Origin of the sequence: Bradyrhizobium sp. CB3481, from assembly GCF_029714305.1 — a bacterium.
In the GTDB taxonomy this organism is placed as follows: Bacteria; Pseudomonadota; Alphaproteobacteria; order Rhizobiales; family Xanthobacteraceae; genus Bradyrhizobium.
The window spans coordinates 2,049,378-2,064,560 of sequence record NZ_CP121647.1 but is presented as its reverse complement, the minus strand read 5'-3'; the positions used below and the strand labels follow the sequence as shown (position 1 = coordinate 2,064,560).

Genomic DNA, 15,183 nt, shown 5'->3' with positions numbered 1-15,183 from the left:
CGACCGCGCCCCATCACCCTGGTTGTTGAGCACCTACCTTTCCGACGAATGTTGCAGCTATGGTGAGCGAGCCGTCGGCTATTGCCAGCGGGAGCGCCGGCAGACGCCGGGGCGCGGGTCCGAACACGACTTGCGCGCCTTCCCGCGGATTGAATTCGGAATTGTGACAAAAGCACTTGAGAACGTCTTTATCGCCCGTCTCGGACTTCAGCCAGCCGGTGACAGAACATCCGGCGTGAGTACAGATAGCGGAATAGGCTACGATGCCCTCAGCAGAGCGTGCGCGGGTCTCCTCATCCATTTCGCCGGCATCAAGCCTTACGATGAGGATCTCGTTCAACCGCGAGCCGTTACGAACGACCGAAGTCTTGGGATCCTTTGGCCAGGTATGCAGCGGCGGTTGGCCGAGCTTTACGTCGTCGGGCGCGATGATGGCGCCAACGCGTTCGCCTTCCGAGAAAACAAGAAGATCGCCTTTTTTCGGTCGGTCGCTGCTGCCGGGCTGATCTTCTTGTGCGGCAGCGAACCTCCCCCCGGTCAGAAACGCTCCGGCGGCGAGCGTGGTCAAAAGAAGCGAGCGTCGCGTTTGCTTCGGACACCGCATTTGTCCTCTCCAGCTCCGCTATGAGCCTGGATCTTCGTCGCGTGTAACCTCGGTGCTTGACGGCAAGGGTCACGAACCCCGCGTCAGGAAGGCGAGATTACGCTCAGGCGTGCTACACTTCCAGAAGGCTCAGCGCGGCTTTTCACCGCTGCCTGTCGCCCCGGTCGAGGTGCCGGTGGCTGAGCCCGTTGTCGGTGGCGCAGTGTCAGTCTTACCAGGGGGGCGGGCGGCAGCACCGGGCTTCTCCTGCTCGCCGACATACCCCGACTCACCGGACTGGCGAGTCTTGATGCCCTTGTCAGCCTCCTCCTGCATTTGTGGGTTCGGTACCGGCTGCTGCTGCTGCGCCAGTGCTGGCAGGGCCATCATGGTGCCGCTCGCTACAAGCACCGCAACGATTGTGGTTCGCATGGAAAGTCCTCCCCGTCATAGCGTCCTTTGTACGAACGCGCCGGCTCACGAAGGTTTCCTAGTTCATTCTATATTTTCAAGAAAACGAATGCGGCGCAGCCGCGCGACTATTGAGACAGGGTGATCCGTCTCATGGGCGAGCGCGATAATCGCCGGGATCGTTAGGCTGAGCCGTTCTCTGAGGCTCGCTCGGGTTCGTCCACGGATGCGGAGGCGCCCACGAGCAAAAAAGCGTGTTTCGTCCTATGTGGTGGGGTAAACTGGCTACCTCATCTCGTACGACGGTCGGCGAGCGACTCGACCGACCGCGCTCGGCTACCATATCGTCCGACTCGGCGCGGCGAAAGCCAGTGGATGAGTGCGCCACGTAGGCGTGTGAATGCCATGGATATCAGTGCCTGGCTGCGCGGCCTCGGCCTGGAACGCTATGAGCAGGCATTCCGGGAAAACGCGATCGACGAGGCAATCTTGCCCAAGCTGACCGCCGAAGACCTTCGGGACCTCGGTGTGACGGCCGTCGGCCATCGCCGTATTCTCCTCGATGCGATCGCCGCGTTGCGAGCCGAAACTTTTCGCGACACGGCCCAACATGCGGTCGAGCCAGACCGCTCTGGCGGCAAGGCTCCAGAAGCCGAACGCCGCCAGCTCACGGTCATGTTTGCCGACCTTGTCGGTTCCACGGCATTGTCGGCGCGGCTCGATCCGGAGGAGTTGCGCGACATCATCGGCGCCTATCACCGCCGTTGCGCCGACGTAATCACCAGGTCCGGCGGCTTTGTTGCCAAGTACCTCGGTGACGGCGTGCTGGCTTATTTCGGGTACCCGCAGGCGCATGAGGAGGACGCCGAACAAGCGGTGCGCGCGGCCCTCGCCCTGATCGAGGCCGTGGCCAAGCTTGACGCGGGCCAGGCGACCTCGTTGCGGGTGCGTGTCGGTATCGCCACCGGCCTAGTAGTCGTCGGTGATCTGCTCGGAGAGGGCGCCGCCCAGGAACAAGCGGTCATTGGAGAGACCCCTAATCTTGCGGCACGGCTTCAGGGGCTTGCCGAACCGAACACGGTGGTCATCGCCGACAACACGCGCCGGATGCTTGGTGGCCTCTTTGATTATCGCGATCTCGGCAGGTTGCCGGTCGCGGGAATTGACTATCCGGTGCATGTCTGGCGGGTCTTGGGCGCGAGCCTAGTCGGCAGCCGGTTCGAGGCCCTACGGGGCGCCAGTACGCCGTTGATCGGTCGCGAGGAAGAGATCGCATTGTTGACGCGGCGCTGGGAGCGGGCGAAGGCCGGCGACGGTTCAGTCGTCCTGATTGCCGGCGAGCCAGGCATCGGCAAGTCGCGCATCGCACAAACCCTGCTGGAGCAGTTGGGCAAAGAGCCGCACACGCGGTTGCGTTTCTTCTGCTCGCCACATCATCAGCACAGTGCGCTATATCCCAGCATCAGCCAACTCGAGCAGGCAGCCGGATTTCGACGCGAGGATACGGCCGAGACCCGCCTGGATAAGCTTGTGGCGGTGCTTGCTATAGTAAACAAGGATCTGAGCGAAGCCGTCCCTCTATTGGCGGACCTGCTGTCGATACCGACCGGCGACCGCTATCCGCCGCTCAATCTCACGCCGCAGAAGCGTAAAGCGAAAACACTTCACGTGCAGGTGGAGCAGGTCGAAGGGCTCGCGGCGCGGCAGCCGCTGCTGATGCTATGGGAAGACATCCACTGGAGCGACCCCACCACGCTGGAGTCGCTTGATCTCCTAATAGATCGAGCCGCGACGCTGCCCGTCCTGATTCTCCTCACATTTCGACCGGAGTTCACGCCGCCCTGGGTCGGCCGCCCGCACGTGACCTTGCTCAGTCTCAACCGCTTGCCGCCCAGGCACCGCGCCGAGATGATCGCGCACGTAAGCGGCGGAAAGACATTGCCCAGGGAGATTTCCGATCAGATCATCGATCGCACGGATGGCGTGCCGCTATTCATCGAGGAGCTGACCAAGTCTGTCATCGAAAGCGGATGGCAGACCGGGGCCGGAGACCATTTGGCGATCCCGACCACGCTCCAGGCCTCCCTTCTGGCCCGGCTGGACCGGTTGGCGCCAACTCGAGAAGTGGCACAGATCGCAGCGACGCTCGGACGGCAATTCTCCCACGAACTCATCAGTGCCGTCGCCGACATGCCGCCAGCGCGGCTGGAGGGCGCTTTGGAGCAGCTGATCCGCGCGGAGCTGGTTTTCCGGCGCGGTACGCCACCGGATGCGACCTATACCTTCAAGCACGCGCTAGTACAGGACGCCGCCTACAGCACGTTGCTGCGCAGCCGACGGCAGCAACTGCATGGCCGCATCGCCAGCACGCTGGAACAGCAGTTCCGGGAGATTGCAGCGGCCCAGCCAGAGCTTATGGCGCAGCATTGTGCCAGCGCTGGCATGGTGGAAGAGGCAATCGCGTATTGGGACAAGGCCGGGCGCTCGGCCGTTCAACGTTCGACCATGGCCGAGGCGGCTTCACATTTTGGCAAGGCGCTCGAGTTGCTCGGCAGCCAACCAAAAAGCCCGGAGCAACGCTCCAATGAACGTTCGCTTCAGCTCGCGTTCGCCGGGGCCCTTACCGCAGCCAAAGGATGGGCTTCGCCCGAGGCCGGTGCAGCCTATGCCCGGGCCCGCGAGTTATGCCATGACGCGCCGGAGGGAGCGCAGATTGCGAGAGCGTGGGCCGGCGCTCTCTCGTACCTGCTTAATAGCGCACAGATCCGTGCAAGCCAGGAACTGGCAAACGAACTACTTCAGCTTTCTGAAGGCCGAAATGATAGCGAGACCAAGCTGATCGCGCACCGGAACATGGGCGTCAGCCATCTGTTTCGTGCCGAGTTCAGCCGTGCACTTTGCCACCTGCGACAGTCGCTCGATTTCTACGACCAGGCCAGGCACCGGCCTCCGAAGCTGACGCCGCACGACGTGCGCGTCACCTGCGAGAGCTTCGTTGCCTGGACACATCTGCTGCTCGGACAGCCGGATCAGGCGCTGGCGCAAAGCCGAATCTCGCTGGCTTGGGCACGCGAGCTGTCACACCCCTATACATTGGCATATGCGCTGCACGTCAGCTGTGTTTTTCACCAACTTCGCTGCGACGGGGCGATTCTTGAGGAACAAGCCGAGGAGCTGGTGGCACTCGCGACCGAACAAGGTTTCCCTCACTTCGTCGGAACGGGGACCTGTTTCCGAGGGTGGGCCATGCTCGCTGGCGCAGGATCCATCGAGGAGGCCATCAGCAGGATGCGGTGGGGGCTGGCGACGAAGCGAGCAACGGGTGCCGAGATTAAGGTGCCTTACTATCTTGGTCTGCTGGCGGAAGCGCACCGGCGAGCGAACCGAACCGCCGACGGGATCAGCCTGTTAAATGAAGCCCTCGAGCTGGTCGAGCTAACCGACGAGCGGTGGTACGAGGCGGAGCTGTACCGGCTCATGGCGGAGGTGCTGATCACCACATCGGATCGACACAATGCGGAGTGCTGGCTCGGCCGCGCGCTTGCAACAGCGCAGAAACAGGGCGCGAGGCTTTGGGAATTGCGCGCCGCCACCAGCATGGCCCGCCTCTGGTGCGATCAAGGCAAGCGCACCGACGCGCGCGACCTGCTCGCGCCGATCTACGGCTGCTTCACCGAAGGCTTCGATACTCGCGACCTCAAAGAGGCCGCCGCGCTACTCGCTGAGTTGGCCTAGAAAGCACTCTTAACCGAAGTATGCGACTTCTGCTCCGGCTCTAAATTCGCCGTAGAGCCTGGCGGATCGCCACTTCCGATCTACCCCAAGAAGCCGACCTGACCTTGAGGAGGGGTTATCGGCAGGAACGGGCCAGGTCCGGACGCGAACAGCGCGGCCGTCACGTTGGAGTCGATACCGGACTCGTGCCCCGCCAAAGGTGGCTTCGTTAGCTCGGTCAGATGTTATCTGCTGATCAAGTAACCACCCACGAGCATGAGGCAAATTCCCAGGCTCTTTTGTAGCATCTTCGTGCGATCTAGCGATTCCTTGGCCACCCGAGGGAAAAACAGGGTCAACACGATACCGAATGCAAAGACGAAAAGTGGCTGGAACGAATTCACGAGAAAAACCAATGCGACGGGCGCCAGGAGCGTCGCGTAAAGCGTGACGGCTTCGCTGACGCTGAACAATGTCTTGCTCAACGCGATGAGGCCAACAGCGCCAACTTTCGATTGCCTGAAGAGATGGAGGAAATCTCTGCGGTAACTTGGAACGCAGACCAGGAAGGTCAGACCGGTCACCGTTTGGCCGACGAAACCCCAAAAAAGCGAAACCCAAAAACCCCTGTCCACTGCGATCAGCTTGAAAATGACGCCATTTACCGCACTCAAGAAAGATGCCCCCAGCATCAATGCCACAACGTCTCGCTTGAACCGCATTCCCCGCCGACCAAATTCAAACGACAATGCAAGCGCACCAACAACAATAGCGAACGAACCCAATCCTTGAGCAAGCGTGATCGTTTCACTCAGAATGAAGTAACCAAGGAAGTAAGCAAAGATGGGCACCGTCTGATAAAACGGGGTAACGAAAGATGCCTCATCGAGGTCAAGTGCGTAGAGATAGCAAACAGCGGCGAAGACGCTCGACATTCCGGTCGCGACAAGCGCGGTTCCGTTAACGAAGCTGACGTCACACACGTCCGGCTGAATGAACAATACTATCGGGATCGCCACGCCGCTGAACAGCGAAGAGAGTATGACAATGGATCCGATACTTTTCTGCTCGAGGTATCTCGATAGCAAAAACTTGTCATTGTGGTTGGCGCAAGCAAGTAGGAATGGCGCCCACAAGGCGATGAAAAACCAGCTCATAATCGACACTCCGCCAGGAATTGTCTTCAGCTTCGCCGAGGCGGAAACTGTGGCCAATCCCGACTACGAACCCCCTCGAGGACGTTCCACCTTTCGGGGCCGAAATCCAAAGAAATTTCTGCGGCGTCCACCAGCCTATTCGACGCGTCAGTTCCGCACGAGCGATGCAGGTGCTCTCCCCGGGGAACTTACGCGGAGCAATTGGATTGTTGATTGCCGCTAGACTGGATTCTCGGGTGGCCTGTCATGCCGATGATACAACCGCGGAATCCGATAAGTTCTGCCGATCTCGCAGGCCGCCCCCTGCGGGGACAGACACCCGACGCCGAACGACGAGCGCCTTGGTTAAGGTTTCGCGGCGTCAGGACCACTCCCTCATGCAACTCCACGGACATCAGGTCTTTCTTTGATCGATGTGCATCAACAGGATCCCCCGAGCAGCACGGTCACCCGCAACGGCTGCTCGAATACCGACTCGCGCTTGTGCGAAGCCTGGCTCGAATCCGGCCCTCTGATGTGGTGCTGGACGTCGGTTGCGGAAACGGCCATCACCTCCTCGCCCTTGCTCCTGAAGTAGCTCGTGGCATCGGGATTGATCTCTCCCCGGGCATGATCGCATTGGCGCGCGCTCGTCTTTGTAACTCCCCTTGGAAAGCCAATCTCACATTTGAGGTGGGCAACGCCGAGGATCTGAACGGAATCGGGGACCAGTCGGTCGATCTGGCCATTTGTATCGGTGGGCTCGAGCACATGCTCGACAAAAGAGCGGTATTGGCCAGCATATATAGGGTGCTGAAGATTGGTGGCCGTTTTTTCTGCCTGACACTGAATGCCGACTACGTTTGGTATCGGACGATAGCGCCTGTGTTGGGGTTTGGCACCAGGCATCTCTCCAGTGACCGAGTACTGACTCACGAAGAGTTTTCCCTGCTGCTGGATCAAGCTGGGTTTCGCCGCACTCGCTCGGTTTCCTGGACGTTCATTCCCAAAGGAGACGTGCCGACCCTCGTTGCGCTACTGCTCACCATGCTTGATGTCATCGGGCAGCATGCTCGATTAGGTTCTTTCCGCGGCGGCCTCTCACTATGCGCGTGGAAGGACGCGAAACCTACCTAGCAGCGGAAGGAATGGCGATCATGAAGAGGCATATTGTTCGGCCTGCGGCTCGCGCAAATCCGTCGGAAATGACGCAACCATCGTTGGATCCACATCGTGCGCACGCTTCCATGCAATGAACGGCATCTTGCGTTCGCCGTGCCGGGTGATCTCGCCACGCCAACCGGAGGTTATCGCTATGATCGACGCATCATCCAGGAGCTTCAGCGGCTGGATTGGCACGTCGATGTCGCCAACATAGGCGACAGCTTTCCGTTCCCGAGCATCGCTCAGCGCGCGACCGCGCTGGCGATACTGTCCGCGGTGCCGGCCGGCTATCCCATGGTCGTGGATGGACTTGCGTTCGGGGCCCTGCCCGAGGCCGGTGCGCTCCGATCCCGCACACCGCTCATCGCGCTGGTGCACCAACCGCTTGCTCTGCACTCCGGTCTAAACACCAGGCAGGCAGATGTCTTCCGCGAGAGCGAGCGCGTTGCGCTCGCTGCGGCGGCGCACGTCGTGGTCACGAGTGAGGCAACCGCCCGGATTGTGATCGGTGATTACGATGTTCCGGCTCGGCGCGTCAGCGTGGTTCGACCGGGTAATGATCCTGTTCCGTCTGCCCCTGGCAGCAACGATGGCGTCGTTCGGCTTCTCTCGATTGGTTCGGTGGTACCGGACAAAGGACACGATCTGCTCATCGCGGCGTTGGTTGCGCTCGCCGACATGCCCTGGCGTCTGACGATCGCGGGTGATCGAACTCGCAACCCGGTCGCAGCCGCGCAACTTGATGCCGATATTGAGGCCTACGGCCTCGGCGACAGGGTCACGGTGCTCGGCGCAGTGCCGGCTGAGGGCATTACCGAACTCTATTTGGCATCCGATATATTTGTTCTCGCATCGCGTTTCGAAGGATATGGGATGGCGCTCGCCGAAGCGATCGGGCACGGGCTTCCGGTCGTGTCTACCAGGGTGGGCGCAATCCCCGATACAGTGCCGGCGGAGGCCGGTCTGCTGGTGCCTCCGGACGATACGGTCGCATTGGCGCAGGCACTGCGCCGTCTGATCGGCGATCTGCCTGAACGGCGGCGGCTTGCCACGAACGCTCGCGCGGCAGCGGCTCGGCTTCCCACTTGGCAAGATTCCGCCCGACTGTTTGCCGGCGCAATCGAGACGATCGGTTAATGGGCGGGGCCGAAGGTCCAGCTTCCTCAGTAAGCGCGCACATCGTTGCTAGTGGATGTGCTTGCAGCAAAGAGGTTATGGCTTCTCATTCGCCGGCGGGCGGTGCAGACTACGGCTTATAACACGTCAATTCGCCGGGAATTCCAGTCCGAGATATAAGACAATGGCTGTTAGTGCGAGCGCCGATATTGCCTCGGCCCTATGGTATCGCGGTCCCGGACAGGTCGAGATTCGCCGGGAAGAGATGGCTCCGCCAGGCGCAGACGAAGTTCGCGTGAAAACCATCTACAGCGCGATTAGTCGGGGTACTGAATCCCTGGTGTTTGGCGGGCGTATACCCGTGAGCGAGTTCGAGAGGATGCGCGCGCCGTTCATGCAGGGTGATTTTCCCTTTCCCGTCAAGTACGCCGCCGTCGGACGGGTCGAGAGCGGCGGAGGCGCCTTGCAAGGCAAGAACGTCTTCGCGCTCTTTCCGCACCAAACCGCTTTCAACATTCCTGCGAGCGCAGCGGTCGCGATTCCGGAGGACGTGCCACCACGACGCGCGGTGCTGGCGGCTAACATGGAAACCGCGCTGAACGGCGTATGGGACGCTGCACCGGCACCAGCCGACCGCATCGCCGTCATAGGGGCTGGCGTGGTCGGTACTCTCGTCGCGTATCTGTGCGGGCGGATTCCTGGTACGGACGTCACCCTTGTCGATATCAATCCAGACCGGGCGAAATTAGCAGGAACTCTCGGGGTTAGTTTCGCTGAACCCGGGAAAGCAAGGGGTGACTGCGACCTCATCGTTCACGCCAGCGGTTCGCCCGATGGACTACGAACGGCGCTCGAACTGAGCGGAGACGAGGCTACTGTGCTCGAGATGAGTTGGTATGGCGACGTGGCAGTGACCGCAATGCTTGGCGGCTCCTTCCATAGCCGTCGGCTTCGGCTGGTATCGAGCCACGTGGGGCGCGTTGCCCCATCGCACCGTCCACGCTGGACGCACGTCCGCCGTCTCGCGGCCGCCGTCGCACTGCTCAACGACCAACGGCTCGACGCGTTGCTGGCACCGGCCATTGCGTTTGGCGATTTGCCGGATCAACTGCCGGGAATTCTCGACGCCAAGACGGGGATACTCTGCCAACCCGTCGTTTATTCGTAAGGAGTTGCCTTGTTCACCGTCGAAGTTCGTGACCACATCATGATCGCTCATTCGTTTCGGGGTACGGTTTTCGGGCCCGCGCAGACGTTGCACGGGGCGACGTTCGTGGTCGATGCAGCCTTCATCGCGGACACCCTCGATAACAATGGAATTGTCATCGACATCGGCCGCGCACAACGTGCGCTTAAGGCGGTGCTGGTGCCACTCAACTACCGCAATCTCGACGACGTGCCCGAGTTCAAGGGCCGCAACACTACTACGGAATTTCTGTCCAAGTACGTTTTCGACGAGTTGGCGAAGCTGGCCCGAGCTGGCGAGCTCGGCCGTCCCGGCCGGGAGCTCAACGCCCTGCGCATCAGGCTCTCAGAATCCCACGTCGCCCGTGCGCAATACGAGGGGCCCTTGTGGTGAACACGTCGTCTTCGCTGCCGGCCGTCTCTGTGTGTGAAATCGAACCGCTATCCCGCTCCGATATCGACCACTGGCTGGTCAGACGAAAAGCTGCATTCGGCAAACGCGTTTCAGCGGTGTGCGGAGATCACGTCGACCTATTTGCGACACCGAGTGCCACGCGCTGAGCCGACAGGTCGCAATCAAACAAGACGTCATCCTCGATCATGTGCACGCGTACGGGCATACGGCGGGCCTGATCAGCCCGCTCGAGCGATGGCAATTCGATGCCAGGACCTCCGGCGCCTAACATGACGGGCGAGACAGTTATATGCAGGCGATCGAGACATCGGGCCGCTATAAAGCGCGAAACGGTGTCAGCTCCGCCCTCGATCAACACGCGGCGCATCCCTGTTCGCGCCAGTGAGGCAACGATGGCGGACGGAGCGATATTTCCATCTTGGGCCGGTAGGGTCAGAACCTCAACCCCGGGGGGCGGCGTGCAACGGGTGCCCTCTGCCGTGATTAGCAGGCGGCGAACACCATCATTAGCAAACAACCTCGCGTTGGCCCCGAGCCGGCCTCTTGGATCGATCACGGCACGCGCCGGCTGAGGGCCGGCGACTCGTCTGACCGTCAATTGCGGATCATCAGCGACGGCAGTGCCAACGCCAATAACGACAATGTCGACGAGCGCACGCAGCCGATGGAGGTGCTCAATGCCAGCGGGACAATTGATGTACTTTGAATGGCCGGTAGCCGTCGCGATGCGTCCATCGAGCGATTGGCCGACCTGCCCCACAACCACGAGATTGTCCACTCCGCCGTTGCGCAACGGGCCAAACAGATCCGCCCAGGCTTGAGGAAGGGGCTGCTTTCCTCCACGGAACCGCTGGACAAAGCTCTCCCATGCATCGGTAGACGCGAATTCACGGGTACGTAATTTGCCAGGCAGCACGGCAGAGATCACATTGGGAACCTGTGAACAATCAATCTACTATCGACCACTCGACCGCAAAAATCCATCTGAATTCTAGCGGAGTGAATCTGGACTTTCGGTGTTCTACGAACGCGCCTTTAAAAGAGGTCATCCGCGCATGAGCGCCGCGCATTCGTCTGCATATTCAGCCCTGCTGGGCAACGCGGAACACATTAGCGTCAGCCGCGCCTTGAGTGAGCTGCAGGCGCGAAGACCGATTCATATTAGCGCATCTGGCGAATCCTTACTCGCTTTGCCCGTCGACGGGCTTGATAAACAACGCCTGGGTGATTTTGCGGTCCTGTGCAGTCCGCACGCGCCGAAACTCGTCGTCACGGAACAGCGAGCGCGCTCGATCGGAATCAAGGCATCGACCGCAGTGGCGTTACCGCTTTCCCCGGCAGCCGGTGTGAGCACTATCTTCGACCTCGACGCAAATGCTGGGAACGGGCGACATTTTGCAGGAACGGCGGAGGCTGCAAGTCCTGGTGCCGCGGCGGCAATCCGGCTCGCTAAATTGAGCCGTAGGCTGCCAGCGGTTCTATCAGCGGAAGTGCCGAACCTCGACAACGAGTTGATGCGTTTGCTCGTTACGGTTGAAGCGGACGCGGTCGATCGGTTTACCGCGGACGCGACGAATGCATTTGCGCTCGCGAGCGATGCAACAATTCCACTGGCGTCGGGCACCGTGGCGCGCTTTGTCGTGTTTCGGGACGCGCTTAGCGTGGATCAAGTGGCCATCATTGTCGGAAGGCCAGATTTTAACCAACCGGTCCCTGTTCGGCTTCATTCGGCATGCCTGACCGGAGACGTGTTCGGCTCGCGGCGATGCGACTGTGGTGACCAGCTTCGGCTCGCCCTCGCCCGCCTAGAAAGCCTCGGCGGCGGCGTCATTCTATACATGGCGCAGGAAGGTCGCGGTATCGGCCTTGCGAACAAGATGAGAGCCTATCGACTTCAGGACGGCGGGCTGGATACGCGTGATGCCAACACGACGCTCGGCTTCGAAGACGATGAGCGCGACTACGGCGTGCTCGCTGATGCTGCGAACTCTGAACTGCACGCGGATCGTCCTGCTCACCAACAATCCAGCCAAGCTCGACGGGCTCACCAAAGCCGGAATCGAGATCGCTGCCCGCGTCGCGCTTGAAGCACCGGTCACCCGCCACAACAGGCACTACCTAACGACGAAAGCGGTACGCTCCGGTCACCATCTCAGGGGCGATCTCCAGCCGGATTGAGCACAGGGATTGACCGGCCGACGAGGTAATCGAGAGAGCGGCTCGCTGTACGTCGCGTATGGGTCAGCAGGCGAAGAACTCAACCTGAGCAATTCTAGTCCGCTATGCCCCACTGAGCAGACCTCGATGAGAGCTGCGGCCACTTCGCTGATGGGCCACAACCGGACTGATGCGCCGCAGCAGAGTGCGTCGATAACCTTCTCGAACTTGGAGAGCTACGCGGGCAACCCCGCCTTCCGAAGACCCTCAGTCACCAGCTGCACGTTTGATTGCCCGCCCTAAGCGAAAGCGATCCAATCAGATATTGTAAAGGCGCGATTGACCTCAAGCAGACGCGCGGCCGCCTCACGCGCCTCCGCGTCGCGTCCAAGATGGGCGAAAGCGGACGCGAGACAGAGGTAAGCTAACTGATGGGACGGGTTGTGACGCTGAGCTTTCCTTCCTGCGACGATGGCCTCGTCAAAGCGACGAAGCTCAACAAGGGCCATCCCCATCCCGGCAAACATCACCGGGTCTATCGGGCTCATGCGAATGCCACGTTCAAAGCTCCGAACCGCTTCCTCCGGTAGCCCCGCAGCTCTATAGACCCAGCCTCTGGCGTGCCATGCGGTAGATGAATTGGGGTTGAGCGCGACCGCCCGGTCTGCCATTTCGAGCGCACCTTCACTATCGCGGACCACGTACGCCGAGATTAGGCTAGCCCTTGCTAACGTGTTCGGATCACCATCGTCTATGCGCTATGCCAGGCGAGAAAGCCGCTCTGCTTCCTCGCGCTCGAATTGAGGATCAGTAGAATACCCGGAAACGACGTTGCGCAGGTGAAGGACGCCTGCCGGTCGCCGCCGCGCAGTCATTGCGATTTCTGTTTGAATAATCCTTGGCTGAATAGCTGAGACAACCGCGACCGCCACTTCGTCCTGAAGCGCGAAGACGTCAATCAGGTCGCGCTCGAACCGATCCGCCCAGATGTGAGCGCCGGTCACCGCGTCGATCAACTGCCCCGTGATACGAACTTTCCCCGCTGCCTTGCGCACAGACCCCTCAAGGATATAGCGCACGCCAAGCCTGCGCCCAACCTCCTTCACATCGACGGCTTTGCCTTTGAGCGTGAAGCTCGAATTGCGGGCAATGACAAACAACCACTTGAACTGCGAAAGCGCCGTAGTGATCTCCTCAACCATCCCGTCCGCAAAATACTCCTGCTCGGGATCGCCGGACATGTTCTCAAACGGAAGTACGGCGATGGCGATGGAAGTCTTGTCGGGGAGCGCAAGAGCGCTCTCGGGCGCATCGTGCGGATTTGGGTCCTCAACTTCTCGCGTCCTACGAACTTGTCCGACGAAGCGGAAGCCCTTGCGCGGAAGCGTCTTGATGAGGCGCTGCTCCTCACCGGTATCGCCGATGGCAGCGCGGACAGCATTCAGGCGGGTGGTAAGCGCAGCATCGGACACAATGCGACCATTCCAAACTGCGTTGATAAGCTCGTCCTTGCTGACGACGCGCTCCCTGTTTCGGATCAGGAATTCGAGCAGATCGAACACCTGTGGTGTAATGGGAACGACCTCTGCCCCGCGATGAAGTTCGCGCCGGTCGATGTCAAATGCGTATTCCTCGAAGCAATAGCGCAAGGGAAATTCCCTCAGTTGCCCTTTGGGCCGCTAACCCGGGCTCAAAGCGAAAGAATAAGCCGCCGGTAAGGAAAATGTAAGCCGCGCGTTAAGCGTACCAGCCCGTGTGCCGACATCCTGGCGTGGTGAAACCGTTGAGCCAGGACGCATCCAAATGAGCACGATCCATGGGACCATTGAGCGGCGGCAGGTAACCACAAAGCGGCAATTCTTCAGCCCACTCGAGGTATACCGGGCTGCATTTCAAGAGTGGCGCAAACGCACGAGGCCACAAGCCAATTTGATCGACCTTAGCGACCGCGAGCTGATGGACATCGGTATTTCGCGCGGCGAAATCGATTACGTCGTCTCGCACCGAGGCAGTGATCCGCGGGGCATCAGATTCTGCTGAATGAATGTCCGCTGCCTGGCCATGTAGTGCCGGAAGGCCAGAGGCCGACTTCCAGGTGGTAGTCCGCTCCACCCCCCCCCATAAACCGGACATCTGCCCGCTCGTCACGCAGGTCAGCAACGGGCCAAAACCCGACCTCACCCGACTTTGCAAACTTGTACTTGCCGAACCGAAAATGCACAGTGGACGGCCTGTAATACGGCCAGGGTTAGTTCAGAGCAATGATCTGATTTCCAGTTCTTCATTAGGAGTGCTCGAATGTTTACCAAAAGCGTTTTAGCTCAACTGAGCAGAGCGTTGATTTCAGGCCTCTCATTGACCGTCATTTCGGGCACCGCATCCTGCCAGGAAATACGCGTAACTTTGCTCGGCACAGGAAACCCTCCTCCTGTGATGAACCGCTTCGGCCCGAGCATATTGGTCGAGGCAGCCGATAAGAAATTCCTCTTCGATGCTGGCCGTGGCGCGATCCAGCGTCTCGCACAAATCAAAGTCAGATGGCAGGACGTCGATGGGGTCTTTTTTACCCATCTGCACTCCGACCATGTCGTTGGATTTCCAGACGTCTGGCTAACTGGTTGGCTAGTCGGGGCTGGCCGAAACCGGCCGCTGGAGGTGTGGGGGCCACCAGGAACCGGGAATATGATGTCTCACCTGGTACAAGCGTTTGAGTTTGATGTCCGCTTCAGAATTTCGGACGATAAGGCACGTCCCGAAGGTGCGGTGATTAACGCCCACGAAATCAACCCTGGCGTTGCTTTCGAACAGAATGGCATGAAAATAACGGCGATCAAAGTCGACCATGCCCCGGTCGAGCCAGCCTATGGCTATCGTATCGACTATGGAGGCCGCTCGGTTGTTTTGTCTGGTGATACCAGGGTCTCGGAAAACCTAATACGCGCCGCACAAGGCGTAGACTTACTGGTGCATGAGGTCGCGTCCCCAGAGACCTTTCAACGTGCGGGAGTCAATCCGGAGCGCGCAAAATCAGTCGTCGCACACCACGTTACTCCTGAACAGGCCGGGGAAGTCTTTGAGCGAACAAAGCCGCGGATGGCCCTTTACTCCCACATAGTTTTACCCACCGCCACCACCGATGATCTGGTGCCACCCACACGCAAGACTTACGGTGGTCCATTAGAAGTCGGGGAAGATCTGATGGTGATTGAAGTAGGTAAGGAGGTTATCGTGCGGCGACCTTCCCTTCCTAAACAGTAAAGGCGGTGGGGTTTTCAATCTTCACAGCGTTCGCCGAACGCCCG

Annotated in this window: 14 protein-coding genes and 1 pseudogene; 8 read left to right on the top strand and 7 right to left on the bottom strand. The window is 60.1% G+C overall.

Annotated elements, in window-relative coordinates; all coding sequences use genetic code 11:
• Nucleotides 1–13: 13 nt before the first annotated feature.
• Both QA643_RS09925 and QA643_RS09920 read right to left on the bottom strand, forming a co-directional pair.
• Nucleotides 14–604, bottom strand: a complete 591-nt coding sequence (locus tag QA643_RS09925; protein WP_283032997.1) for a ubiquinol-cytochrome c reductase iron-sulfur subunit — start codon at nucleotides 602–604, stop codon at nucleotides 14–16.
• A 129-nt stretch (nucleotides 605–733) separates the two neighbouring features.
• Complete coding sequence (locus QA643_RS09920) at nucleotides 734–1,015, bottom strand: hypothetical protein (protein ID WP_283032996.1); 282 nt, start codon at nucleotides 1,013–1,015, stop codon at nucleotides 734–736.
• Nucleotides 1,016–1,399: 384 nt separating this feature from the next.
• Between QA643_RS09920 and QA643_RS09915 the strand changes: the two genes are divergently transcribed.
• Nucleotides 1,400–4,729, top strand: a complete 3,330-nt coding sequence (locus tag QA643_RS09915) for an adenylate/guanylate cyclase domain-containing protein (protein ID WP_283032995.1) — start codon at nucleotides 1,400–1,402, stop codon at nucleotides 4,727–4,729.
• 224 nt (nucleotides 4,730–4,953) lie between these two features.
• Here the strand turns inward: QA643_RS09915 and QA643_RS09910 are convergent, their stop codons facing one another.
• Nucleotides 4,954–5,865 (bottom strand): EamA family transporter, encoded by a 912-nt coding sequence (locus QA643_RS09910; RefSeq protein WP_283032994.1) that lies wholly within the window; start codon nucleotides 5,863–5,865, stop codon nucleotides 4,954–4,956.
• A 516-nt stretch (nucleotides 5,866–6,381) separates the two neighbouring features.
• On the opposite strand from QA643_RS09910, the gene QA643_RS09905 reads away from it, so the two are divergent.
• The 4 genes from QA643_RS09905 (at nucleotide 6,382) to QA643_RS09890 (ending at nucleotide 9,703) form a co-directional block, all read left to right on the top strand.
• Nucleotides 6,382–6,981: a methyltransferase domain-containing protein gene (locus QA643_RS09905; protein ID WP_283032993.1), complete on the top strand. Its 600-nt coding sequence runs from the start codon at nucleotides 6,382–6,384 to the stop codon at nucleotides 6,979–6,981.
• Nucleotides 6,982–7,077: 96 nt separating this feature from the next.
• Nucleotides 7,078–8,145: a glycosyltransferase family 4 protein gene (locus QA643_RS09900; protein WP_283032992.1), complete on the top strand. Its 1,068-nt coding sequence runs from the start codon at nucleotides 7,078–7,080 to the stop codon at nucleotides 8,143–8,145.
• 274 nt (nucleotides 8,146–8,419) lie between these two features.
• On the top strand, nucleotides 8,420–9,292 hold the full coding sequence (locus QA643_RS09895; protein ID WP_283032991.1) for a zinc-binding alcohol dehydrogenase: 873 nt from the start codon (nucleotides 8,420–8,422) through the stop codon (nucleotides 9,290–9,292).
• A gap of 9 nt (nucleotides 9,293–9,301) precedes the next feature.
• Entirely contained in the window at nucleotides 9,302–9,703 is a 402-nt protein-coding gene (locus QA643_RS09890) for a 6-carboxytetrahydropterin synthase (RefSeq protein ID WP_283032990.1), read from the top strand.
• Nucleotides 9,704–9,830: 127 nt separating this feature from the next.
• Here the strand turns inward: QA643_RS09890 and QA643_RS09885 are convergent, their stop codons facing one another.
• Nucleotides 9,831–10,652, bottom strand: a complete 822-nt coding sequence (locus tag QA643_RS09885; protein ID WP_283032989.1) for a RibD family protein — start codon at nucleotides 10,650–10,652, stop codon at nucleotides 9,831–9,833.
• 88 nt (nucleotides 10,653–10,740) lie between these two features.
• Here QA643_RS09885 and ribA point away from each other — a divergent pair, with 88 nt between their 5' ends.
• Complete coding sequence (ribA, locus tag QA643_RS09880) at nucleotides 10,741–11,811, top strand: GTP cyclohydrolase II RibA (RefSeq protein WP_283032988.1); 1,071 nt, start codon at nucleotides 10,741–10,743, stop codon at nucleotides 11,809–11,811.
• 369 nt (nucleotides 11,812–12,180) lie between these two features.
• On the opposite strand, the gene QA643_RS09875 is transcribed toward ribA, so the two are convergent.
• The 3 genes and pseudogenes from QA643_RS09875 to QA643_RS09865 all read right to left on the bottom strand — a co-directional run bounded on the left by QA643_RS09875 (nucleotide 12,181) and on the right by QA643_RS09865 (nucleotide 13,530).
• The gene (locus QA643_RS09875; protein WP_283034759.1) at nucleotides 12,181–12,429 is read right to left on the bottom strand and encodes a hypothetical protein; all 249 of its coding nucleotides are present in this window, start codon (nucleotides 12,427–12,429) and stop codon (nucleotides 12,181–12,183) included.
• A gap of 34 nt (nucleotides 12,430–12,463) precedes the next feature.
• Nucleotides 12,464–12,552, bottom strand: a pseudogene (locus QA643_RS09870) (tetratricopeptide repeat protein); the annotation flags it as partial.
• Between the two features lie 87 nt (nucleotides 12,553–12,639).
• Entirely contained in the window at nucleotides 12,640–13,530 is an 891-nt protein-coding gene (locus QA643_RS09865; protein WP_283032987.1) for a winged helix-turn-helix domain-containing protein, read from the bottom strand.
• A gap of 154 nt (nucleotides 13,531–13,684) precedes the next feature.
• On the opposite strand from QA643_RS09865, the gene QA643_RS09860 reads away from it, so the two are divergent.
• The gene (locus QA643_RS09860) at nucleotides 13,685–13,921 is read left to right on the top strand and encodes a DUF1127 domain-containing protein (RefSeq protein WP_283032986.1); all 237 of its coding nucleotides are present in this window, start codon (nucleotides 13,685–13,687) and stop codon (nucleotides 13,919–13,921) included.
• 258 nt (nucleotides 13,922–14,179) lie between these two features.
• The gene (locus tag QA643_RS09855) at nucleotides 14,180–15,139 is read left to right on the top strand and encodes an MBL fold metallo-hydrolase (protein WP_283032985.1); all 960 of its coding nucleotides are present in this window, start codon (nucleotides 14,180–14,182) and stop codon (nucleotides 15,137–15,139) included.
• Nucleotides 15,140–15,183: the final 44 nt, after the last annotated feature.

Bases quoted from the DNA above. Each gene is read 5' to 3' on its own strand.
- QA643_RS09860 (WP_283032986.1), top strand. From the start codon at position 13,685: ATGAGCACGATCCATGGGACCATTGAGCGGCGGCAGGTAACCACAAAG.
- QA643_RS09915 (WP_283032995.1), top strand. From the start codon at position 1,400: ATGGATATCAGTGCCTGGCTGCGCGGCCTCGGCCTGGAACGCTATGAG.
- QA643_RS09875 (WP_283034759.1), bottom strand. From the start codon at position 12,429: ATGAGCCCGATAGACCCGGTGATGTTTGCCGGGATGGGGATGGCCCTT.
- QA643_RS09910 (WP_283032994.1), bottom strand. From the start codon at position 5,865: ATGAGCTGGTTTTTCATCGCCTTGTGGGCGCCATTCCTACTTGCTTGC.
- QA643_RS09855 (WP_283032985.1), top strand. From the start codon at position 14,180: ATGTTTACCAAAAGCGTTTTAGCTCAACTGAGCAGAGCGTTGATTTCA.
- QA643_RS09925 (WP_283032997.1), bottom strand. From the start codon at position 604: ATGCGGTGTCCGAAGCAAACGCGACGCTCGCTTCTTTTGACCACGCTC.
- QA643_RS09920 (WP_283032996.1), bottom strand. From the start codon at position 1,015: ATGCGAACCACAATCGTTGCGGTGCTTGTAGCGAGCGGCACCATGATG.